Raw genomic sequence first — 23,215 nt, forward strand, 5'->3', positions numbered from 1 at the left:
GAACGGACGGAAAATGATCTGGTCGCTTTCCTTTGACCCGTTGCTGCCCGTCTGGCTGCTGATCGCCGGCGGCGCCGCTGCTGTGGTGATGACCGGTCTTCTGGCCTTCATGGGCCTGCGCGGCTGGCCGCTGCGCGCGGCCATCATGTCCTTGCTGCTGCTGGCCCTTGCCAACCCGGCTCTGGAGCGGGAGGACCGCCAGCCCCTGTCGAGTGTTATCGCGCTCGTTGCCGATCACAGCCAGAGCCAGGGACTTGAGGACCGCACCCGCGTCACCGATGAAACCGTGAAGGCTCTCAGCGCGGAAATCTCTGCCCTGCCCGGCTTCGAACTGCGGGTTCTGGAAAACCGGGGCAACTCGGGAACCGGCACCGAGCTGTTCCAGACGCTTGCCAACGGCCTGTCTGACGTGCCGCCCGACCGTGTTGGCGGCGCGATCATGGTGACGGATGGTGAGGTTCACGACATTCCGGCCAATGCGGGCGCCCTTGGCTTCAACGCCCCACTTCACGGCCTGATCACTGGCCGTCCCAACGAGCGGGACCGCCGTCTGGTGCTGGAAAAGGCCCCTCGCTTCGGGCTGGTCGGGTCAGAGCAGGTCATCACCCTCAAGGTAGAAGATCAGAACGCTCCGGCATCGGCTTCCGGCCAAGCCCTGCTCACGATCAAGCGCGATGGCTCGGTCATCAGCGAGACACGGGTCGGCACGGGTGAGACTGTCGAAATTCCGGTCGAGGTTGCCCATGGCGGCAACAACATCTTCGAGATCGAAGCCGGACTTCTGGACGGGGAACTGACACCGGTCAACAACAAGGCTGTGGTCACCATTGATGGCATCCGCGAAAATCTCCGGGTGCTGCTGGTCTCCGGGTCTCCCCACGCGGGTGAGCGCACCTGGCGGAACCTGCTGAAGTCGGATTCCTCTGTCGATCTGGTGCATTTCACCATTTTGCGCCCGCCGGAAAAGCAGGACGGCACGCCCATCCATGAGCTGTCCCTGATCGCCTTCCCGACGCGCGAACTGTTCTCGCTGAAGATCGACGAGTTCGACCTGATCATCTTTGACCGGTATGAGCGGCGCGGCGTGCTGCCGATGCTCTATTTCGACAATATCGCCCGCTATGTGCGCAATGGCGGAGCAGTGCTTCTGGCCGGAGGGCCGGACTATGCGGGCAGTGGCAGCCTCTACCGGACGCCGCTGGCCCCGATCCTGCCCGCAGAACCAACTGGAGCCATTCTGGAAGAGCCCTTCCATGCTCATCTGGCAGACATGGGCAAACGCCATCCGGTCACCCGCGGCCTGCCCGGCGCAAGCCAGGAGCCACCCGCCTGGAGCCGCTGGTTCCGGCTGGTGGACACCAATGTGGCCAATGGCGAAGTGCTCATGTCCGGACCGCAGGACAAGCCGCTTCTCGTGCTCAACCGGGAAGGTGAAGGACGGGTGGCCATGCTCCTTTCCGACCATGTCTGGCTCTGGGCCCGTGGCTTTGAAGGCGGCGGCCCCCATGTCCAGCTGCTGCGCCGTCTCGGCCATTGGCTGATGAAAGAGCCGGATCTGGAAGAAGAGGCGCTCCGTCTGAGCCTCCGTGGTGCGGATCTGGTCGTTGAGCGGCAGACGCTTGGCGATTCCATTGGTCCGGTCGAGCTGACGGCACCCTCGGGCGAGCGCTCCGAACTGACCTTGTCAGAAGATGAACCGGGCCTCTGGCGGGCCAGCCTGCCAGCCAGTGAAACCGGTCTCTACACCGTCACCGAGGGGGATCGCTCCGCGCTGGTGCATGTCGGGCCGCAGAACCCCAAGGAATACAGCAACGTTCTGTCGACGACCGGCCTGCTCGCGCCGATGGCGGAAGCAACTGGCGGTGTCAGCAGGCGGCTTGCCGATGTCGGCGGCAACGTGACAGTGCCCAAGGTCGTGGCGCTGAAACAGGCCGCGCAATATTCCGGCAATGGCTGGATCGGTCTGAAGACAAGCCAGGCCAGCATCCTGAAGGGTGTGGACCGCTATCCGCTGTTCCTCGGCCTTCTGGGCCTCGCCCTGCTGCTTGGTGTCCTGACAATGACCTGGTATCGCGAGGGCCGCTGACAAGCGGCTCAGACTACTGACAAAGCTGCCACCTCTCCACCGTCATCCTCGGCCTTGAGCCGAGGACCTAAACAAGTCAATGGCTTGCAGATGGTCGGGTCAAGCCCGACCATGACGAACGGGGAAATACGCTCCCTTTGTCAGCAATCCAGGCCCCCCACAAGCGGCTCTTCGTCGATTGAATGCTGCACAAGCAGCACTCGATCATCCAGAGGACTTAAGGACGGCCGCCCCGCACCATGCCGGAGGGCATGTCCGCACCGTTCAAAAGGGCGATCAGAAGGCGGTCGGGATCGACCGGCCCTGGCAATGTGATCTTGCCGAAAGGCACCTTGCCGAAGCCGGACGGGCCGTAATAAGGCGCATCGCCAACGAGAAGAACGGCCGTTTCGCCCTGAGTGGCAGCAACATCCAGAACGGTCTTCAACAGCAGTTTGCCGAGACCACGGTTCTTGTAGACCGGCGCAACCGTCAGCGGCCCTAGCAGCATGGCAGGCGTGTTGCCAATCCGGATCGGTGTCAGGCGCACGGAACCTGCGAGTTCCACACCGCTCAACCCGACAAAACAGAGACTGTCAGCCTGCGGCACGCCTTCGCGGATCTTGAATGCGGTCCGAGCATAGCGGCCGGGACCAAAGGCTTCAGCCTGGAGAGCTTCAATCTGCTCTGCGTCAGCGGATTCTTCGAGACGGACGAACCAATTTTCGGGCTTCATGGAAAGGTCACCTGTCGAGCGAGTTTCTTCTCGCGTCTGACCGGGGGTGTCTTTCGTCATGGAAAGAGGGTTGACCGGTCAGGCGCGCGCGAACGGACGAGACATGTCTCGTCGGGTGGTTCGTCGTCGCAGGCTCAGACCAGAGGTCATCAGGTTCCGTCTCTCACTTGATCATCAGTTTGATCACACGGCTCTTTGCGAACCGGAATTTGCCGATAGCATGGGGGGATCGGATCGGTCCAGCAGAAATTGAACCTCGAACAAAATACCCGTGGCTGTCCAGAATTATTGAACAGTCAATTCAGCCCGCTTGCGGAAGACGCGCACTGCCCCAGTTCCTATCTTGAGTGGGCAACACAGGAGAGACGAGATGGGATTGCTGGTCGACGGCGTCTGGAAAGACAAGTGGTATGACACGGATTCAACTGGTGGCCGGTTCGAACGTTCGGCCTCGGCCTTCCGCAACTGCATCACCGCCGATGGGGCACCTGGTCCAAGCGGCAAGGGCGGCTTTGCCGCTGAGGCCGGCCGCTATCATCTCTATGTGTCCTACGCCTGCCCCTGGGCGCACAGAACCCTGATTTTCCGCCGCCTGAAGCAGCTGGAAGAGATCATCCCGGTCACGGCCGTGGAGCCCCTGATGCTGGAAAACGGCTGGACCTTCGCCGAACCGGACCCGCTGCACGGGGCCGACTTCCTCTGGCAGATCTACAAGGCCGCAAAACCGGACTACAGTGGCCGGGTGACCGTGCCCGTGCTCTGGGACAAGAAAACCGGCACGATTGTCAGCAACGAATCCTCCGAAATCATCCGCATGTTCAACAGCGCCTTCGACGGCCTCACCGGCTCGACACTGGACCTGTGCCCGGAAAACCTGCTCGGCGAAATCGACGAGATCAACGCGTTTGTCTACGACAGCGTGAACAATGGCGTCTACAAGGCTGGCTTCGCCACCAAGCCAGAACCTTACCAGAAGGCCGTGACGGCCCTGTTTGCGGCTTTGGACGAGCTGGAATCACGGCTTGGGACGAGGAAGTATCTTGCCGGGGACAGGCTGACGGAAGCCGACTGGCGCCTCTTCACCACATTGATCCGCTTTGACGCGGTCTATGTCGGCCATTTCAAATGCAACATCCGCCGGATCGAGGACTATCCGAACCTGTCGAACTACATCCGCGCGCTTTATCAGGTGCCGGGCATTGCCGAAACCGTACAGATCGACACGATCAAGGCCCATTACTACGGGTCTCACAAGACCATCAATCCGACCGGCATCATTCCGCTCGGACCAGAACTGGACTTCATGCGCCCGCACAACAGAGGCCCGGTCGAGCTCTGACGAGTTCTGAAGGCTACCAGTAGCCTTCGTCCTGGGCGGCCATGCCCTCCCCCTTCTCCATCCAGTCCTGCAGACGCCTTGCCGTCGCAGGACTGACATCCGCCGGAAGGGCATTCAACGGGAAGAAGGCAGCCTCGGAGATTTCCGCATTGGGCTGAAGATACCCCTCCCCCTTCGTCCAGTCGCGCAGCAGAAACAGACCGACGTGGTCCCGGCCCAGTCCCTGCCGGTTGAGATAAGCCCCCAGAAGCCTCAAGGTTCCTTCAGCCACGATCCCGGTTTCCTCGGTGAGTTCCCGTCTGGCGGCGGCCTGCATGCTCTCGCCCCGGTCGACGCCCCCGCCCGGAAGATACCAGCCTGGCAGATAGCTGTGACGCACAAGCAGAACGGATTCGCAGGGCTCCGGAGAGGCCGCAGATGTGAGACCGGCAGGGTCTCCAACCCCGGTTTCAAGCGGTTTTCCGATCACCAGAACCCTCACACCCACACAATATGGGTTCCTCATCAAGGCTGCCGCGTGAACGAGCCGCTTGGTCAGACTGCTGGGAAGGAAGGACAAGAGTTTGATCATGCAGGAGTTTTACCCGAACAACCCTTAGGTGGCACCAAGAATTAAGAGATTGCTTACCTTAAGGCCCGGACCTATGCGCCATTTGCAGGGCTGCCCCACCGGAAATTGCACTCCTCATATTCAATTGAATGTCTATTTTATAGTCATCCTGATGAAGAGACAGGCAGTCCTTCACAGATCCCAACCAAGAGACCTATCATGTTCAGCGTGTTCTTCACCAACCTCCGCCGCGCCCGCGCTTACCAGTGGAAGCCGGCTGTGGACCTCAGCAATCCGCGCATTGCTGCTGCTCTGTCGACCTTCGCGGCCAACTAAGCAAATCCGTCCGGCGGCTCTGTTCGCCGGTTCCGGGGACCGGATGCCAATATAGCTGGGCAACGCGCATTTTTCCTTGACGCGACCCGCTCAGCTCCGATGATGCCGGCATGTTCAAGCTTGCCCATCTTTCCGACCCGCATCTGGGTCCCCTGCCGGATCCCAAACTGATCCAGCTCTTCTCCAAGCGTATCCTCGGATATCTCAACTGGCGACGGAACCGCTCCGGTTCCATGACAGCCAGTTACCTGGAACAGCTTGTCGAGGACATGCAGGCGCAAGCGCCCGACCACATTGCCGTGACCGGCGATCTCGTCAACATTGCCTTGCCCCTCGAAATCATTGGTGCACGGAACTGGCTGGAAGACGTGGGAGAGCCCCACGATGTTTCCGTTGTTCCCGGCAACCATGATGCCTATGTGCCCGGCGCTCTCAGACGTGCACGGGCCGCCTGGCTTCCCTATATGTGTGGCGACGACGCCGATACCACTCCACCTGCTCCCGGCAGCGATGCCGTCTTTCCCTATGTGCGCAGGCGTGGAGATCTGGCGATTGTCGGCGTCTCGACGGCCCGCGCCTCTGGCCCCTGGTTCGCAACGGGCCGGGTCGGCATCAAACAGACCCGGCGGCTCAGGAAGATCCTGGAGGATCTGGGCAAGGAAGGTCTGTTCCGGGTGGTCATGATCCATCACCCCCCGTTCCACAACGCCACCCATTGGCATAAGCGCCTGTCCGATGCCTCCCGCGTGCGCACGGTCATCAAGCGGGTGGGCGCAGAACTCATCCTGCATGGCCATACACATATTGTCAGCCGTTCATCGATCGATGGACCGGATGGGTCGGTGCCGGTCATCGGCGTGCCTTCGGCGAGCAACGCACCCGGCGGCAAAAAGCCAGGTGCCCGTTACAATCTGTTCTCGATCTTCAAGGAAAACGGCCGCTGGTCGTGCCAGATGGAAGAGCGCGGCTTCACCGAAAAGGGACTTCCAGTCAGCTCGATTGTCACTGACAAGATCGAAATCCCCGCCAGTCAGGATCAGCATAAGACCCCTGAAACCCGGTCCGTCCACGCGCCTTCAGTCTAGAGGCGGGGCTCCAACCGGGGTAAAACGGGGCGGCGCGTCGAACATCGGCCCGCCCCGGATCAGCCATCAGACCGGCAGCGGATGCGCAAACCACGCATACGCAACCAGAGTGCCGATGCCCGCGCAAAGACCAAAGGCAAAGGTTGCAGCAACCGTGAGCCAATGAAGGCCGCGGCCGGTGTCAGCCTCTTTCTTCACCTTGGCAACGGCAGTGTTTTCCATCGCGACTTCACGCAGACGGCGATTCAGCCAATCGCCTTCCAGAGCCTTTTCCCGCTCCAGAATACGCTCTGCGATATATTCCGTCAGGCAGTCTGCCATGTCGTCAATTTCGGGCGTTTCCAGAATGACGACCCGGCCGAGCCGCGTGTCCTTCAGGAACCGGTAGGTCCGACGGTCACCGCCAACGACAACATGGCTGGTGACGTCGATCCAGAGGCGCGGCAGAGAACCTGCTGCAATCTGGAGCGAAAACTGGTCATCGTCCTCAGGGATTTCCTTGAAGACGTCCTTCATCTCTTCCGCGAGCATTTCCAGCCGCGCACGCTCGGTGTCCTGCAGCTCGACGACCACGTCAGAGCGCTCGACCTCACCGATCTGTACCTTCCGGATCGCCTCACGCAGAGACCTGACCCTGGAATGGGGTACGACGTTATCCTTCACCACGGGCATAGACTGTCCGTCTCCATTCTGGCGGTGCATTCCTGCTCTGGCCAAATCAGGCCAAGTTAAGAACATTCTTAATCAAATCTTACCGGCTGGAAATGGCGGCTCGTGCTGATGAGGCCCTCATCCACTGTCATTCAAGCCGGAATGGTTAACAGATGTTAAGACATTTCCGCCCCCAACACCAGAACGCTGATTGGCCCGGCGTTTGCTGGTAAACTCTGCTTGGGATAACCAGCCTGGAGCGTTCCAATACAGAAGTGGGGCCGCCAATGAACGTGAATGGACGCAAGTATCGCACGATCTGGCTCGCGGACGACGGCTGGGGCGTCGAGATCATCGACCAGACACGGTTCCCTCACGCCTTCGAGACGATTCGACTGGAAACCCTCGAGCAGGCAGCCCATGCCATCCGCATCATGCAGGTCCGCGGCGCCCCTCTGATCGGCGCCACCGCCGCCTATGGCCTGTGCCTTGCCCTCCGCAACGACACATCCGACATGGGGCTCATGACGGCCTGCGGCGCCTTGCTGGACACGCGTCCGACCGCGGTCAACCTCCGCTGGGCACTGGATCTCATGCGCAAGACCTTGCTCCCCGTGCCGCCGGAGCAGCGCCTGGCCCGCGCCTATGGCATGGCAGAGCGGATCTGCGACGAGGACGTCGCAATCAACATGGCCATCGGCACACATGGCGCGAAGCTGATTTCAGAGGTTGCTGCCCGGAAGCGGCCAGGCGAACCGGTGAATATCCTGACCCATTGCAATGCCGGTTGGCTGGCGACCGTCGACTGGGGCACAGCCACCGCCCCGATCTACATGTCCCACGATGCCGGGACGCCGGTTCATGTGTGGGTGGATGAAACACGCCCACGGAACCAGGGCGCCTTCCTGACTGCCTGGGAACTTGGCCAGCATGGCGTCCCCCATACGGTGGTGGCGGACAATGCCGGCGGACACCTCATGCAGCACGGAGAGGTGGACATGGTAATCGTCGGAACCGACAGAACCACAGCCGAGGGCGACGTCTGCAACAAGATCGGCACCTATCTGAAGGCCCTGGCTGCGAAGGATTGCGGTGTGCCCTTCTATGTCGCCCTGCCCTCCCCCACCATCGACTTCACCTTGTCCAACGGCCTGAGGGAAATTCCGATCGAGGAACGCATCGGAGACGAAGTCAGTCACATCACGGGGCTTACAGCCGGTGGCAGGATCGAGACGATCGAGATCGTTGCCCCCGGCTCCGACGTTGCCAATCCGGCCTTCGATGTCACCCCTGCCCGGCTTGTGACCGGACTGATCACCGAGCGCGGCGTCCTGTCTGCCGACCGTCAGTCCCTTGCTGCCGCATTCCCCGAGCGGGTTGCAGGATAGGCCGGAACGCCATCGCCGCTCCGGCACATGAGTGTCGTCATCCGATCAGGGGCACATGAGGAGCACAGGAGCGCGGCAACAGACCCTTGAGACGAGGATCATCCGCAACCTCAATAGCCATCTTGTAGGGAGCAAAGCCGCTGCGCTGATAGAACCCAAGAGCCTGGGGGCTGTCCGCATTGCAGGTGTGCACCCAGAAGCGGCGCGTCTCCGGACGGCTCCAGACGATCTCCAGAGCCTGCGCTATCAGCCATCGGCCAGCCCCGCCCCCAACAGCTTCCGGAACAAGGCCGAAATAGGCAAGCTCCGGCTGCGCAGGATCGGTGAAGTCCAGTTCCAGCACACCGACGGATTTGCCATCCTTGAGGGGGCGGAAATGCAGGCGTGCAGGGTCGTGCAAGATCGCCCGCAGCTCCTCATCCGGCTTTTGCAGACGGCCGAACCAGAGCCAGTCCTGCCCCACAGCCCGGAAAAGATCCCGGTATTCATCAAGATCAGGATTGAGCCACGGTTCCAGGCACAGGTCTTCCCGCAAGGGCGCCTCCCCGGAGGGGCGGCTGAACATTTCCAGATAGGTGACGGCGAAGACCAGTTTGCCCTTGGGCAGATCTGTGTAGCCGTCCAGATCGAGCGGAAGGGTCTGTGGCATCGGGTTTCCTGACGATTTGAGCTTGCCCACGCCTAGCGCTTCCCCGCGCCAAGGGTCAATACGCAACCTGGCGTAACAACCTGATCCCAAAAGCCTGTTCAATCATGATTAACCTCCTGTTAACCACGATGCCGGATTGTATCTGAATGGCAGCAGTCGGAAACAATTACGCCAAGCGGAATGAAAAACCTAGCCTTGCAGATTTCAACAAGGCCTGGTCCAGCACCCGCAAGAAGGCGATCCAGCAGGGGCAGCAATTGCGCTCCAACCTGACGAGTGTGTTTTCGACCACGGTCACCATCAGCCAGCAGCAGACGGTCAACGCCATTCAGGGCAGCTACTCGTCGACGGCCAGTGCGATGGCCCGCGTCAACATTCTGGTCTGACAGAAATCGCCTGATCCGGTCTTCAACCGCAAGATCAGATCGCCCCAATCGTCTTCAGCTTTACCCGCGGATGCACTTCCGACTGGCTCATGACCGTCGTATGCGCCCGGAACCGCTCGACAATGGAGCGGACGAAAGGACGGGTCTGGGGCGAAGTCAGCAGCACCGGAACCTCACCCTGCTGGGCAGCGGCTTCGAACGCATCGCGCACCTTCACCACGAACTCCTGCAGCTTGCTGGGCTGCATCGCGAGTTGGCGGTCATCCCCTTCGCCGACGATGGCCTCGAGGAACGCCTGCTCCCACTTCGGAGACATGGAAATCAGTGGCAGATACCCGCCGGGTGCCAGATTGGCGGCACAGATCTGGCGGCCAAGTCGGCTGCGGACATGCTCGGCAATAGTACTGGTGTTGCGCGTCATGCCGGTGACTTCGGAGACGCCTTCCAGAATAGTACCGAGATCGCGGATCGACACCCGTTCGCCCAGCAGCGTCTGAAGAACACGCTGCAGACCGGACACGGTGATCTGACCCGGAATGAGATCGTCCACCAGCTTTGCCTGATCGCCCTTCATTTCCTTGAGCAGCTTCTGGACGTCGCCGTAAGTCAGGATCTCGCTAACATTGTTCTTGATGGTCTCGGTCAGGTGAGTGGAGAGAACCGTTGCCGGGTCCACCACCGTGTATCCGCGCAAGGAGGCATCCTCGCGGTACTGCGCTTCCACCCAGGTCGCAGGCAGACCGAAGGTGGGTTCGGTGGTATGGGTGCCCGGCAGCTTGACCTGTCCGCCAGCCGGATCCATCACCATGAAATGGTTCGGATAGAGGATGCCGCGGCCAGCCTCCACTTCCTTGACCTTGATGATGTACTCGTTGGCGCCGAGCTGAATGTTGTCGAGGATCCGGACCGGCGGCATGATCACGCCCATATCGGTCGCGACTTGGCGGCGCAGCGCCTTGATCTGCTCGGTCAGCTGGTCGCCGCCACCCGGCTCCCGGCCATTGATCAGCGGCAGCAGAGCATAGCCCAGCTCGATGCGCAGTTCGTCCATCTTGAGCGCGTCTGTGATCGGCGGCTCCGGCGGCGGCTTGGGCGCGGATTCAATGGCCTTCTTGACCTCGGCGGCGGTGGCAACTTCCTTCTTCTTGTTACCGATCGTATAGGCCAGATAGCCCGCACCACCGGCGAGGCCGAGGAACGGGATCATCGGAATGCCCGGCAGCAGAGACAGGATCACCATGACCGCCGAGGACATGCCGAGTGCCTTCGGATAGCCGGTGAACTGGGTGGCCAGCGCCTTGTCGGCAGCTCCCTGTACCCCGGCCTTGGACACGAGGATACCGGCTGCGGTGGACACGATCAGCGCCGGGATCTGGGACACCAGACCGTCACCGATTGTCAGCAGGGTGTAGTTGTTCGCAGCTTCCGAGAAGGACAGCTCCATCTGCGCGACGCCGATGAAGATGCCGCCCAGAATGTTGATGAAGGTAATCAGCAGGCCCGCGATAGCATCACCGCGCACGAACTTGGACGCACCGTCCATGGCCCCGAAGAACGCGCTCTCGGATTCCAGGTCGCGGCGGCGGGTGCGGGCTTCATTCTCGTCGATCAGGCCCGAGGACAGGTCGGCGTCGATCGCCATCTGCTTGCCGGGCATGGCATCCAGGGTGAAACGCGCCGCGACTTCCGCGATACGTCCGGAACCCTTGGTGATGACGATGAAGTTCACGATCACAAGGATCGCGAAGACGATCACACCGATGACGAAGTTGCCGCCCATCACCAGGTTGCCGAAGGACTGGATCACCTGGCCTGCTGCCGCCGTGCCTTCATGCCCGTTGGACAAGATCAGGCGCGTGGACGAGATGTTCAATCCCAGCCGCAGCATGGTGGAGATCAGCAGAACCGTCGGGAAGGACGAGAACTCGAGGGGCTTCTGGATGAACAGCCCCGTCATCAGGATCAGGACCGAGAAGATGATCGACACTGCCAGGAACATGTCCAGCATGATCGAGGGCATCGGCAGGATCATCATGGTCAGGATGACCATGACGCCGATGGCGAGCCCCGTGTCGCCGCGTCTCAGCGTGGAGGCGATTTCGGCGAAACTGGCCATGGAGAAACCGCCGGCTGTGCCAGCCGGCTGATCAGGTACGCTCGGTACCTTCCCCTCATTTCCAGACGTCGTATCCGCCATGTTCATTTCCTGAAGGCAGGGACCTTGTCAGTCCTATCGAACTGCCTGCCGGGTCATCTTGCCAGATTCGCCGGGAATGCTTCGGACAAACAACCGTTCAGGTTGCCGGTCCGAAGGCTAATCCCCGCATTAGGCTCTCAGTAGGCCGACCGGACTTCCCCCGGTCCTGGCACCTGAAGCCCTTCATCCGTGTATTGATTGAGCTTGTTGCGCAGGGTGCGGATCGAGATGCCGAGGATCTTTGCCGCATGGGTCCGGTTGCCAAGGCAATGGTCCAGCGTGTCGAGGATCAGATCCCGTTCCACATCGGCAACAGTGCGCCCGACGAAGGACCGGGACACCGCTTCTGCCGCCTGGGCTGCCCGTTCTGCGGGCCCGCGCGAATTCTGGATCGGGCTGCCATCCGGCATCAAAATCGCTTCCGCGCCAATCTCATCGCCATGCGCCAGGAGCACAGCGCGGTGCATGGTGTTTTCCAGCTCGCGCACGTTGCCCTGCCACGGGTTCACCGTCAGCGCCTGCCGGGCTTCGACCGACAGAGGCAGCGCCGGAACACCGTTGATCTTGGCATAGTGCTCGACGAAGAACCGCGCCAGTTCCAGAACGTCCGCAGGACGGTCCCGCAGCGGCGGCAGCTTCAGATTAACCACATTGAGACGGAAGAGAAGATCCTCGCGGAACGAGCCTTCCCGCACCGCTTCACCGAGATCCCGGTTCGAAGTCGCAAGGATCCGGATGTTGACCGGCACAGGTCGCGTGCCGCCAACGCGGTCGATCACACGTTCCTGGATCGCGCGGAGCAGCTTGGCCTGGAGGCGCACATCCATTTCGGAAATTTCGTCGAGGAGAAGCGTGCCGCCATCAGCCTCTTCGAACTTGCCGACACGGCGTGCCACGGCGCCGGTGAAAGCGCCCTTTTCATGCCCGAAGAGTTCGGACTCCAGCAGATGCTCGGGGATCGCAGCGCAGTTGATGGAAATGAACGGCTTGTTGGAGCGGTTGGAGCAGCGGTGCACATGGCGGGCGATGACTTCCTTACCGGTCCCGGATTCACCGGTGATCAGGACGGACGCATCGGACGGCGCAATCTGCTCGGCCAGGCGCACGACGGAGGCCATGGCATCATCCCGGTAAATCAGGTCGCCCTGATCCTGCGACACGGCTGCCAGAACCGCCGCAATCAGCTCGGGATCCGGCGGCAGCGGGATATATTCCTTCGCGCCAGCGCGGATGGCGGAAACGGCGGCCTGAGCATCCGTTTCAACACCGCAGGCAACCACCGGCACATGCACCCGCTCGGCCTGTAGCTTGTTCAAAAGGCTTGCAATGTCGAGACCGACATCGACCATCAGCAGATCCGCGCCCCGGCCGGAACGCAGAACCTTCAAGGCCCCTTCGATATCATCCGATTGGGTGACCTGCGCCCCGCGCTGCATGGCGATCTTGGTCGCCGTTGTGAGCTGGCCGCCCAGTGTACCAACAATAAGAAGTCGCATGACCGGCTCCTGACCCCTTAACGATCTGCCTTGATGATTTCCGTCATGGTCACGCCGAGCTTGTCCTCAACGAGAACCACTTCGCCGCGCGCAACCAGCCGGTCATTCACGTAAATGTCGATGGCCTCACCGACCTTGCGGTCGAGTTCCAGCACGGTTCCTGAGGCAAGTTTCAAAAGCTCGGACACATGCATTCGGGAATGACCGAGAACTGCCGAGATCCGGACAGGAACGTCGAATACGGCTTCCAGATCCGCCGCCGACTGGGGGCCATGGGTTTCCGAACCGTCACGGGACTCGCGGCCCGGCACTTCCAGTTCGTCCAGCGGGATACCGCCATCGTTGTCTTTGCTCATTGCCCGGTGTCCTTAGCCTCGTCTGCAGCTGCCTTGGGCGCGGCTTTCGCCGCCCGCGCCGCCAGATAGGCCCTGATGCTTGTGTCGATCTGCTTTTCCAGTTCCTTGCGGTCCCGCCGGATCCCGCCGTCGGCCCATTCGATATGGCAATCGCCCGGCCCGATATTATCCTCGCCAAGGATCACCAGACGTCCGTCGAAACCTTTCTCGCGAATGATCGGATCCATCCGCTTTTTCAGGTTCTCGACATCCTTCAGCGCGATCCGGATCACCAGATGCGGGGCGCGGCGCAAGGGGCCGAGACATTCAGAGACCAGCGCCACAACTTCGGCCAGCGGCTGACGGGCAATCAGATGCGCGCAAAGGCGGCGGGCTACCAGAAACGCCAGGCCGACGGCATCCCGCTCCTGGGAATTGATCCCCTCGTCGATGGTTTGAAGAACCTGCGCAACAGCGCCACCAAGGCGGTTCACCTCATCCGTGAGGATCTTTTCCTGGGTCGCCTGGAGATCCTTCAGCGCCTCCGCACGCCCCTGTTCGAAGCCCTTTTTCCGCGCAGCCTCCACCAATGCCTGGTGCTCCGACACCGGGATCATTGGAATCTGCGGTTCCGGAGCGGCCTCAACCACAGGCTCTACCGGCTCGGAGAAGTCCATATCGAACAGGAATTTTGACGGATTGGTCATTCTGCCCATAATCTAGTTACGATCGCTGTCCTGTTATCAGTAGATGATCTCGTCATCGCTCTTCGACTTGGAGATCATGATCTCGCCCTTCGCGGCCAGATCCTTCGCCGTGTTCACCATGCCGGTCTGTGCATCGTCCACATCCCTAAGACGCACGGGACCGAGCGCATCCATATCGTCCTTGAGCAGCTTGGCTGCACGCGACGACATATTGCCGAAGAAGAACTCGCGCGCCTGATCCGTGGAGCCCTTGAGTGCGATGGCGAGACGGTCCTTCTCGACGTTCCGCAGCAGGGTCTGGCAGCTTGCCGCATCCAGCTTGATCAGATCGTCGAAGGTGAACATCAACGTCTTGATGCGGTCTGCTGCTTCGCGGTTCTCTTCTTCCAGCGCCGCCAGGAAGCGGGCTTCCGTCTGGCGGTCGAAATTGTTGAAGATCTCCGCCATCATCTCATGGCTGTCGCGCCGCGATGTGTTGGTCAGGTTGGACATGAACTCGACACGCAGGGTCTGCTCAACCTTTTCCAGAACTTCCTTCTGGACCGCATCCATGCGCAGCATGCGGCTGACGACTTCAAGCGCCAGCTCTTCCGGCAGAATGCCAAGGACACGAGCGGCGTGGTCGGACTTGATCTTCGACAAGACCACAGCAACGGTCTGAGGATATTCGTTCTTGAGATAGTTCGCCAGAACGTTTTCCTGAACGTTCGAGAGCTTCTCCCACATGTTGCGGCCTGCCGGGCCACGGATTTCTTCCATGATGATGCTGACGCGGTCACCCGGAAGGAAGTTGGCCAGCAGCCGCTCGGTCGCATCCACGTTGCCTGTCAGCGCACCGCGGGAGGCGATCTTGCGAACAAAGTCCTTGAACAGCGACTCCAGCATCGTCGGCGTCACAGGCCCCAGATTGGCCATGGCCGCAGATACCTGACGCACCTCGATTTCATCAAGGCGCTCCCAGATCGGCTTTCCGTGCATCTCACCGAGGGCGAGCAGTAGAACGGCAGCTCTTTCCGCCCCACGAAGCTCGCGGTCTGTCTCATCTGCGGAGACTGTCAGCTGTTTCTGAAGCGCATCACCCCCAGCCATGATCAGGCAGCCTCCTCAAGCCAGCCGCGCACGATGCTGACGGCCTCTGTCGGATGATCCTCGATCATGGCGCCAACCTTGGAGATCGAGCTGGCCTGGAGCGCGCCTTCCTGCTTGGCTTCTTCAATCCACTCGATGCGGAACTCGTCTTCCTCATCCTTTGCTTCGGCCGGCAGGGCGGTTTCGGCGATCAGCATGCCATCCGGACCGATGACCAGTTCCTGCGGCATGCGCTCTTCCGGCGTCACGATGCGGCGGAGCAGCGGGCGAACCACGAAGAGGAGGAGCAGAAGGGAGATCAGCAGCAGGACACCAAGTTCTGCAAAGCGCATGATGTCTTCGCGGGTGAAGTCGAACAGGCCAGCGGTCGCGACGTCTTCAACCTGCGGGGGCTGCGCGAACTGGAGGTTCACAACCTCAACCACATCGCCCCGGGTCGCATCAAAGCCGACTGCGGAACGCACGAGCACGGCAATCCGGTCCAGGGCTTCCTGGGAGCGCGGAGAATAGGCAACCTGACCATCCGCGTTGGGCGCATAGACCCCGTCAATCAGGACCGCAACGGAGAGCCGCTTGATCTGGCCGGCCTCAACGATCTGGGTCTTGGTGGACTTGGAAATCTCGTAGTTGACGATTTCCTCGGTCGCGCTGGAGTCGTCCCGGCGCCCCGGCCCCTGGTTGTTGTTGCCACCATTCGGGATCTGATTACCGACAGTGACTTCATTCTGCGCTTCGGTGCTGGAAGACGCCTCTTCCTTCGATTGGGTCGACCGGACAACCTGACCTTCCGGATCGAAGCTCTCGGTCGTTTCCGTGGTGCGGTTGAAATCAACGTCCGCAGCCACACGAACGCGGGCACGGCCCGGGCCGACAACGCTGTTCAGAATCTCCTCGACCTGATTGCGCAGCCGGGATTCAATCTCGACAACCCGCTCCTGAAGCGAGCCGGAGACAATCCCTTCCTGATCGGAATCCGTCCCTGAGGCAAGCAAGCGGCCCGTCTCATCGACGATAGAGACATGTTCAGGATCTAAGCCCTCCACGGCGGTTGCAACGAGATGCTGAACCGCCCGGATCTCACCCGGGCCCAGCGAGCCGCGCACATTCAGGACAATGGAAGCAGACGGCGGGCGCCGGTCGCGCTGAAACAGCTGACGCTCCGGGATCACCAGATGCACGCGCGCGGAGTTGATACGGTCAATCGATGAAATGCTGCGGGACAGTTCGCCTTCGATTGCGCGCAGGTGATTGATGTTCTGAACGAAGCTGGTCGCGCCGAGCGTATCGGTACGGTCGAAGATCTCATAACCGATGTTGCCGCCCGTCGGCAGGCCGTCTTCGGCAAGACGCATGCGCAGCCGGGCAACCTGCTCTGCGGGGACAAGGATCTGACTGCCGTCGCGCTTGATCTCGAACTCGACACCGAGAGACTCGAGCTGATTGACGATCGCGCTGGAGTCTTCGAGCGTCAGATCGGAATAGAGCTGGGTCATCTGGGGCGCCGTCACCCGGAAGATGATGAACGCAAAGACGCCAACCAGAATGGCCGCGACCGCCCCCATGGCCGCAACACGGGTTGGTCCCAGCGTTTTAATGAATTCGATCAATCCGTTCACGATTGCCCGCTCGCGCTCTTATTTGCCCCGCCGTCGGATTCCTTTGGAACCCTTTGGTCACACACGCGTTAACCAATAGGCAAAATTTGCCGTTCAGAAGGTTAACAAGTGGTTAACGCCACATCCTAGACATGCCTGATTTGGCCATTTTCTGCCATTCTCAGTTATGCAATTTGCAAGAGAGGTGGGGAAAAGCTGCCTAGCGCGTTAACTCTTGAGAAATAATCTCAATTCGCGCGCAACCTACAGGCGTTCGAAGCGACTGCCGAGACCCGGTTTTGGCTAATCCACTGAAAGCACGGAAACTTCCGTCCCGGGCGTAAAGTGACGTCGGGAAAACAAAAAAGGGCAGCCAGCGGCCACCCTGTTTCAGCATCCCGAACATCGGAATTAATGTGTTTTACCGCCTTGGCAGACAGCGCCGGACGTCAGTTCCGGTACTGCTGGATTCGCGTGGCCCGAAGACCAGCAAGTCCATGTTTCTCGATCGAGCTCTGCCAGGAGAGGAATTCCTCTACAGTCAGCGTATACCGCTGGCAGGCTTCTTCAAGAGAAAGGAGACCACCGCGCACGGCCGCAACCACCTCTGCCTTTCGACGTATCACCCACCGCTTCGTTGAAGTCGGCGGAAGATCCGCGATGGTAAGGGGGCTCCCATCGGGCCCGATGACATATTTTACACGCGAACGAATTTGTTCGGTCATTGTACTCTCACACACAAACCATGACCAAGGTTGATGTTGAGAGTACAGGCAGCTGTTTAAAATTTACCTAAGCGCTCATAGACAGAATATTAACTATAAAACCTCGAATCTCTGAATGATATTTAAGAAAAACCCTTAGAACTTACCTCAATTCGTAACTAAGTGCCGAGGTTTTGTTAACCATGCGCAGAGTGGTTGGCAAAATGCAAAACGGCGCCCTCTTGATGCCGAGGACGCCGCCTAAATCCGAAAAATTAATTTTTACAATCGGTTGGATTCTTTCCCGAACGCAGTTCCTTAAGTCGCCTTGCTGACCGAGAGAACCGAGCTGACCGGAATCCGGAGCGAGCCAATCTTCAGATATGCCTCACCTGACGACAGGTCTACTTCGTCCACGACACCGGTGAACTGGGTGGAAACGGTTTCCGTATTCCCCGCACTGTCCTTCATTTTAAAGGTAATGGAGTAGCTGCCGTCATCCGCCTTTGTGCCACTGTTGGTCGTGCCATCCCAGCTGTAGGTGCCGGATCCCTTTTCCATTTCCATGTCACCGCTGTAGATCAGGGCACCGGAGGTATTGCGGATCTCGACCGTACCCGTTGCCGCCTCACTGACATTATAGGACCAGTTGGCCTCGCCCCCGGTCAGCATCGTCGAGCTGCCAGATGCTGTGACTTCCGCCCCAAGGTAGCTGACATAGCTGGAGGCACGGCTCGCCTCCATCGCAGAAACCAGAGTTTCGAGATACTGGTTGGTCTGGATCGATTGCTCGACGGAAGAATACTGCACCAGCTGGTTGGTATATTCGGCCGAGTCCAGAGGATCGAGCGGATCCTGGTTCTGGATCTGAGTGGTCAACAGGGTCAGAAACAGCTCGTAATTGCCGCTCAACGCATTTGAAGCCGCATTGCTGCTCGACGTGGTAGACGACGAAGAAGACGAACTGGTCGATAAGATACTCATGTGCCAACTCCCATGTCTGGCTGTCCCGGACTAGATCCGGATATCCAAACCGGATTGATTGCGAGCCGCATATACGCCTGCGGCCTGTTCACTGCTCACGTCGTCAACATCCCTCAGCGAAGACTGGCTGCGGTCAGACCGCCCGTTGCCTGAGCCATTGTCCTGGGACGAAGCGAAACCCTGATTGCCGTCATCGCGGAGCGAGAACTGAAGGCTGCTGGAATCCGTGTTCAGTCCAGCATTTGCCAGCGCCCGCTCGAGACCGCGCTGATCCCGCATGAACATGTCCAGGGTTTCCGGGCTGTCCACGATCATGTGCGCCTGAACGCTGCCGTCCTTGGCAACCTTCATATGCACTTCGACCCGTCCAAGCTCCGGCGGATCCAGCCGCATCTGGAACTTGGTGTCCCCATTGTTGAGCGTCCGGGCCATCGCAGAAGCAATCTGGGACGCAGCCTGCCCGGTCTGCGACTGCGCCTGGGTCTGGGCCTGCGCAGTTGCCGCGTCCATCCGGGCGAGATGCTGGTTGGTGGTGCGCACCTGAGCTGCAAACTCACCATCCATCATCAAGCCGTCTGTGTCCGACGTGCCGTCATCTTCAGAAAGAACAACTGCACCAGCTGTAGCCATGGCAACCGGGCTGGCTGCCTCAGACTTTGCAGCCGCATCGCTTTTCTGCGTACCCGCCGTCACCGGTGTCCCCGGAACATCTGCACCCTCAGCAACAGCCTGAGGCTTCAGCGGAAGTGCGGCGGTCACATCTCCTTCAGCGGCAACCGGATCCGCCGAAGAAACAGTCGATACGACCCGATCTGCCTCGTCAGTGACCTCCCCGATCACGGGCTGCGCAGCAGCGCTGGATGCGTCACCAGTCTTCTGCGCCCCCTGCCCCGGCTTGGGAACCTGCGCGCCCGCTGCAGTCTGGACCATCGAAGCCGAAGAAGCCGCCTGCGACGACGCTTTCACCGACGCGACAACTCCTTCTTCAGCACCAGAAGTGTTCAAACCGGAAATGGACTGCGCCTTTTCCCCGGCCAGCAGGCTGTTGCCACCGTCCCCATTCGCCACAAGCGTAGGACTTGGCTGAGAAATCCCGTCCTTGACGATACCGACTGGTGCCTGGCTCTGCTGAAGAACAGGCTCAGCCGGAACAGCCTGCTGAACAGACGGAGCTTGAGATTGCGACTGAATTGGCTGCGCGGAGCGGGCAATTTCAGGCAGTTCCGACATCCAGCGCTTTCCCGGCGCCTTTGCCGGGATAATCACGACACTTTCATCCGCAGCAACATCAGAAGCTGCAGTCACAGATTCAGTCGTGGCAGTCTGGGAGTTTCCGTTGCCGGCCGCGGCAGCAGGAACCACCCCGCTCATCCTGTCGCGAACCCCAACAGCGACGGCCTGATCCAGATCCAGACCGGCAGCAACCGGGGCACTCGCCTGAGCTGCCGCGTTTTCAGTAGCAGCATTTGCCGGGGGCAGGTCACGAAGCCCAACAGCCTGCGCTTGGGCGGGAAGCCCCTCAACCTTTTCAGGGACAGCCGTTTTAACATCGACCTGAGCCCCGCCCTTCACGGAAGAAGAGACAATGACAGCTTCGCCCTCGGAGAGGTCTGCGGAAGCCGGCGCGCCTGTCGCCGCCTGACCAGGAGCCTGAGACTTGCCTGCCGGAACCAGCGCTTCAACGCCAGCATCCACCTGCGACATATCCCCGGCAAGGCCCGAGAACTGCGAAGCGTCCAACGAAGCCCCGGCAGAAAGGTCCGGAGCAGTCAGAGCAGGAGCAACAGCCGCCACCTGCTGGGCAGAAATATCAGAGACGGGGATCTGCGAAACAGCTGACGGCTGAACCGGAGCGGAAGCAACGGGAGCCTTCAGCCTGTTTAGCACCTCAGCCTGCGGCAGGACCGGAGCCGCCACTTGCGGCTTGCCGGCAAGAGTTTCCTCGCCCGCGTCCAATCCCGGCGCGCCAGCCTGAGCGGGAGCGGCAGGAAGAAGCTCGCCATCAGCATCCACTGCCCCGCCATTCAGACGGGTTTCAGCACCAAGCCCCACTTCTGCAGCGAACTGAACAGGAGACGGGGAAGCTGGAACCGGCTGCACCATGGCCAGCGCTTCTTCGGCTCCGAGATCACCAGTCACACTATCCGTGTCATCAGCGTCCTGAACCGGAAGTTCGAACTCAGCAGAATTCGCCGTTTCAGGCTGATCCGTCAGCACAGGTGCAGCAGCGTCTGCGTCCAGCGGCACGCCATCCAGTTCAGCCCCACCCAGAACCGGCAACTGGATCTCCGCGCCGAAAGTCACTTCAGTCAGAGACGAAAGACCGGGCAAGCCTGCATTTGCAACCGGAGACGTCGCAAGCTTTACCTTCGCCGAAACCGATAGGGGATCAACAGCTGCCGACCCGAGAGCCTCAGCACCAGCCTCACCGTCGCCAGACAGATTGGCGAGGACCTGCGAAAAGGCATCCATTGCACTCGCGGGCGCTCCCGCAGCAGCACCCTGCCCTGCAGACAAGGCATTTGAGGAGACTTCAGTGTAGAGACCAACTGGCAGCAAGGGTGCCCCCATTTCCGCATTTTCCAGCCCGGCAGATCCGGACAGACCAACTCGGTCAAGAGTATGCAAGCACCACGCCACTCTGAGAGAACGAAAAAACCCTTATTTATCAATATCCCAGCAGCAACTAGAGGGACAAAGCCCCTTCATTCCCGGCAGGGTTTTCCCACTCCCGGCAAAGCTTGCCGGGTGAAGTTCTGGCACAATTGGCTTGCCCACCCCATTTCTGTATAGTGCACCCCAACTGAAACCTGTTTGCCGCCGGACCGGCACGAACCCGGCCCCAACCAGAGGCGATTGCCGCGCGAAGCGCGCATTCCTGCGGCCTGAACACCTTGGTGAACCGTAATGCTGAACAGCCTGGATCTTCCCGGCCGCCCCGAAGACACACGCGTCGTCGTAGCCATGTCAGGCGGCGTCGACAGTTCTGTCGTTGCCGCCCTGATGAAACATCAGGGCTATGACGTGATCGGCGTGACCCTGCAGCTCTATGACCATGGCGCCATGGTCAGCAAGGCAAAGGCTTGCTGCGCGGGCCAGGACATTCACGATGCGCGCCGGGCTGCGGAAAAGATCGGTATCCCTCATTATGTCCTGGACTATGAGAGCCGCTTCAAGGAAGCGGTGATGGACCGGTTTGCCGACAGCTATATCGCCGGCGAAACCCCTGTGCCCTGCGTGTCCTGCAATCAGACCGTCAAGTTTCAGGATCTCCTGAAGACCGCAAAGGACCTTGGTGCAGACGTTCTGGCAACAGGTCATTATGTTCGCTCGACCGTTCAGGGCAACAAGCGCGCCATGTTCCGCCCCTCGGACCTGGATCGTGACCAGAGCTACTTCCTGTTTGCCACCACCCAGGAACAGCTGGATTTCATCCGCTTTCCCCTCGGCGGCATGCCCAAGGCAGAGGTCCGGGAACTTGCCCGCCAGTTTGGCCTCTCCGTTGCCGACAAGCCGGACAGCCAGGACATCTGCTTCGTCCCGAACGGCAATTATGCCGATGTGATCAAGAAGCTTCGCCCAAATGCTGCCGAGCCAGGAGAAATTGTCCACATCGACGGACGGGTTCTTGGTCAGCATGACGGCATCATCCATTTCACCATCGGACAGAGGCGCGGCATCGGCGTAGCAACCGGCGAACCGCTTTATGTTGTGCGCCTTGATGCAGACACGCGCCGGGTGCTGGTTGGACCGCGCGAAGCACTGGCAACCCGGCGCATTTACCTGCGCGAGTTGAACTGGATCGGCGACATCCCTATGGACGAAGGCTGCGAACTAGACATATTTGCCAAGGTGCGATCCACTCGCCCGCCCGCGCCGGCACGTCTGCGTCTTGAAAACGGTCAAGCCAGTGTCGATCTGGTGACCGGTGAAACGGGCGTTGCCCCCGGCCAGGCCTGCGTCTTCTTCGACAATGATGGAGATGAGGCGAGGGTCCTGGGTGGCGGCTGGATTGCAAGAGCCGAAAGAGCCGGCACCTGGACCATAGACAAGCAACCTGAAAAGGCAGCCTCCGCATGACTACGAGTGACACCCTTCCGGACCGCCTGCGCAAACTGAAGCTTTGGATGCAAGGGCGATGGAAGGGGATCTCTCGGGAGGCCCGCCGTCTGGACGAAACCGCCGTTCAGACGGCCTATGCCCGCTGGGCACCCTATTATGACATGGTCTTCCGCGCCCCTCTCTATTGGGGGCGCCACGCCGCCGTAAAGCGCATCAATGCGCTCGAAGGCCATGTTCTGGAAGCGGGCATCGGCACGGGAATGTCCCTGCCTCACTACGGCAAGCATCTGACGGTCACAGGCATCGACCTCAGCGAAGCCATGCTGGAGCGCGCAAGGATCCGGTCCGCCGAGATGATCAACATTGCAGGGCTCATCTGCATGGATGCCAGTGACCTATCCTTCCCGGACAATCATTTCGATGTGACGGTGGCCATGTACGTGATGCCCGTTGTTCCGGACCCCGCAAAGGTCCTGAGCGAGTTGGAGCGGGTCACCCGGCCGGGCGGCACTGTCCTTCTGGTCAATCACTTCTCAACCGATCACGGCCCGCGCGCCGTGGTGGAACGCTGGCTGAAGCGCTATGCGGACCGGCTGGGCTGGAACCCGGAGTTCCCCAAGTCCCGCGTGCTGCGCCACACGTCCATGGTACTGGAAGACGAAGAGACCCTTGCCCCCTTCGGTCTCTTCACCCTGATGAGTTTCCGCAAGGCGGAAGATCCTCAGGCCTGACGCAGATCAGGCTGGCTGGCCAGTCCGGTTCTGCATGATTCCTCGACATGCCCCGCCTTCAGAGCGCCATATCAGGGATCTGCCATCCACCCCAAATTGAGCACCTGATGCCATGCGCCTCCGACTGGGC

At 60.4% G+C, this 23,215-nt stretch carries 20 protein-coding genes; 7 read left to right on the forward strand and 13 right to left on the reverse strand.

What is annotated here, in order from left to right; genetic code table 11:
- Positions 1-13: 13 nt before the first annotated feature.
- Positions 14-2,086 (forward strand): hypothetical protein, encoded by a 2,073-nt coding sequence (locus tag BUA94_RS11605; protein ID WP_073013203.1) that lies wholly within the window; start codon positions 14-16, stop codon positions 2,084-2,086.
- A gap of 217 nt (positions 2,087-2,303) precedes the next feature.
- On the opposite strand, the gene BUA94_RS11610 is transcribed toward BUA94_RS11605, so the two are convergent.
- Positions 2,304-2,801 (reverse strand): GNAT family N-acetyltransferase, encoded by a 498-nt coding sequence (locus tag BUA94_RS11610; protein ID WP_073013204.1) that lies wholly within the window; start codon positions 2,799-2,801, stop codon positions 2,304-2,306.
- A 370-nt stretch (positions 2,802-3,171) separates the two neighbouring features.
- Between BUA94_RS11610 and BUA94_RS11615 the strand changes: the two genes are divergently transcribed.
- Positions 3,172-4,140 (forward strand): glutathione S-transferase family protein, encoded by a 969-nt coding sequence (locus BUA94_RS11615; RefSeq protein WP_073013205.1) that lies wholly within the window; start codon positions 3,172-3,174, stop codon positions 4,138-4,140.
- A gap of 13 nt (positions 4,141-4,153) precedes the next feature.
- Here the strand turns inward: BUA94_RS11615 and BUA94_RS11620 are convergent, their stop codons facing one another.
- Positions 4,154-4,711, reverse strand: a complete 558-nt coding sequence (locus tag BUA94_RS11620; protein WP_084081941.1) for an NUDIX domain-containing protein — start codon at positions 4,709-4,711, stop codon at positions 4,154-4,156.
- Between the two features lie 425 nt (positions 4,712-5,136).
- Between BUA94_RS11620 and BUA94_RS11625 the strand changes: the two genes are divergently transcribed.
- Positions 5,137-6,111 (forward strand): metallophosphoesterase family protein, encoded by a 975-nt coding sequence (locus BUA94_RS11625; protein ID WP_073013207.1) that lies wholly within the window; start codon positions 5,137-5,139, stop codon positions 6,109-6,111.
- A 66-nt stretch (positions 6,112-6,177) separates the two neighbouring features.
- Here the strand turns inward: BUA94_RS11625 and BUA94_RS11630 are convergent, their stop codons facing one another.
- Positions 6,178-6,783 carry a hypothetical protein gene (locus BUA94_RS11630; RefSeq protein WP_073013209.1) on the reverse strand — a complete coding sequence of 202 codons (606 nt, stop codon included), beginning with the start codon at positions 6,781-6,783 and terminating at the stop codon, positions 6,178-6,180.
- 266 nt (positions 6,784-7,049) lie between these two features.
- Between BUA94_RS11630 and mtnA the strand changes: the two genes are divergently transcribed.
- Positions 7,050-8,150, forward strand: a complete 1,101-nt coding sequence (gene mtnA / locus BUA94_RS11635) for an S-methyl-5-thioribose-1-phosphate isomerase (RefSeq protein ID WP_073013211.1) — start codon at positions 7,050-7,052, stop codon at positions 8,148-8,150.
- Positions 8,151-8,187: 37 nt separating this feature from the next.
- Here the strand turns inward: mtnA and BUA94_RS11640 are convergent, their stop codons facing one another.
- The gene (locus BUA94_RS11640; RefSeq protein ID WP_073013214.1) at positions 8,188-8,799 is read right to left on the reverse strand and encodes a GNAT family N-acetyltransferase; all 612 of its coding nucleotides are present in this window, start codon (positions 8,797-8,799) and stop codon (positions 8,188-8,190) included.
- Positions 8,800-8,945: 146 nt separating this feature from the next.
- Here BUA94_RS11640 and BUA94_RS11645 point away from each other — a divergent pair, with 146 nt between their 5' ends.
- Positions 8,946-9,185, forward strand: a complete 240-nt coding sequence (locus BUA94_RS11645; protein ID WP_073013216.1) for a hypothetical protein — start codon at positions 8,946-8,948, stop codon at positions 9,183-9,185.
- Between the two features lie 34 nt (positions 9,186-9,219).
- Here BUA94_RS11645 and flhA read toward each other — a convergent pair whose 3' ends face one another.
- The 9 genes from flhA to BUA94_RS11690 all read right to left on the reverse strand — a co-directional run bounded on the left by flhA (position 9,220) and on the right by BUA94_RS11690 (position 20,920).
- Positions 9,220-11,382 (reverse strand): flagellar biosynthesis protein FlhA, encoded by a 2,163-nt coding sequence (gene flhA, locus BUA94_RS11650; protein WP_073013848.1) that lies wholly within the window; start codon positions 11,380-11,382, stop codon positions 9,220-9,222.
- A gap of 137 nt (positions 11,383-11,519) precedes the next feature.
- Positions 11,520-12,878 carry a sigma-54-dependent transcriptional regulator FlbD gene (gene flbD / locus BUA94_RS11655; protein ID WP_073013217.1) on the reverse strand — a complete coding sequence of 453 codons (1,359 nt, stop codon included), beginning with the start codon at positions 12,876-12,878 and terminating at the stop codon, positions 11,520-11,522.
- A 17-nt stretch (positions 12,879-12,895) separates the two neighbouring features.
- Complete coding sequence (gene fliN, locus BUA94_RS11660; protein WP_073013218.1) at positions 12,896-13,234, reverse strand: flagellar motor switch protein FliN; 339 nt, start codon at positions 13,232-13,234, stop codon at positions 12,896-12,898.
- Complete coding sequence (locus BUA94_RS11665; protein ID WP_208980057.1) at positions 13,231-13,920, reverse strand: FliH/SctL family protein; 690 nt, start codon at positions 13,918-13,920, stop codon at positions 13,231-13,233. The genes fliN and BUA94_RS11665 overlap by 4 nt, the downstream gene beginning before the upstream one ends.
- Positions 13,921-13,956: 36 nt before the next feature.
- Positions 13,957-15,009 (reverse strand): flagellar motor switch protein FliG, encoded by a 1,053-nt coding sequence (gene fliG, locus BUA94_RS11670; RefSeq protein WP_073013220.1) that lies wholly within the window; start codon positions 15,007-15,009, stop codon positions 13,957-13,959.
- A 2-nt stretch (positions 15,010-15,011) separates the two neighbouring features.
- Positions 15,012-16,625 carry a flagellar basal-body MS-ring/collar protein FliF gene (gene fliF / locus BUA94_RS11675; RefSeq protein WP_073013221.1) on the reverse strand — a complete coding sequence of 538 codons (1,614 nt, stop codon included), beginning with the start codon at positions 16,623-16,625 and terminating at the stop codon, positions 15,012-15,014.
- Positions 16,626-17,053: 428 nt separating this feature from the next.
- Positions 17,054-17,329: a CtrA inhibitor SciP gene (sciP, locus tag BUA94_RS11680; RefSeq protein ID WP_008194991.1), complete on the reverse strand. Its 276-nt coding sequence runs from the start codon at positions 17,327-17,329 to the stop codon at positions 17,054-17,056.
- A 297-nt stretch (positions 17,330-17,626) separates the two neighbouring features.
- Entirely contained in the window at positions 17,627-18,292 is a 666-nt protein-coding gene (locus BUA94_RS11685) for a flagellar hook assembly protein FlgD (protein WP_073013222.1), read from the reverse strand.
- Between the two features lie 30 nt (positions 18,293-18,322).
- Positions 18,323-20,920 (reverse strand): flagellar hook-length control protein FliK, encoded by a 2,598-nt coding sequence (locus tag BUA94_RS11690; protein WP_139251097.1) that lies wholly within the window; start codon positions 20,918-20,920, stop codon positions 18,323-18,325.
- A 279-nt stretch (positions 20,921-21,199) separates the two neighbouring features.
- Here BUA94_RS11690 and mnmA point away from each other — a divergent pair, with 279 nt between their 5' ends.
- Both mnmA and BUA94_RS11700 read left to right on the forward strand, forming a co-directional pair.
- Positions 21,200-22,372, forward strand: coding sequence for a tRNA 2-thiouridine(34) synthase MnmA (gene mnmA, locus BUA94_RS11695; protein ID WP_073013224.1), 1,173 nt, complete (start codon positions 21,200-21,202; stop codon positions 22,370-22,372).
- Positions 22,369-23,085 (forward strand): class I SAM-dependent methyltransferase, encoded by a 717-nt coding sequence (locus BUA94_RS11700; protein ID WP_084081945.1) that lies wholly within the window; start codon positions 22,369-22,371, stop codon positions 23,083-23,085. The genes mnmA and BUA94_RS11700 overlap by 4 nt, the downstream gene beginning before the upstream one ends.
- The last annotated feature ends 130 nt before the right edge of the window (positions 23,086-23,215 follow it).

The sequence above is a fragment of the Roseibium suaedae genome, assembly GCF_900142725.1.
GTDB classification, from domain to species: Bacteria; Pseudomonadota; Alphaproteobacteria; order Rhizobiales; family Stappiaceae; genus Roseibium; species Roseibium suaedae.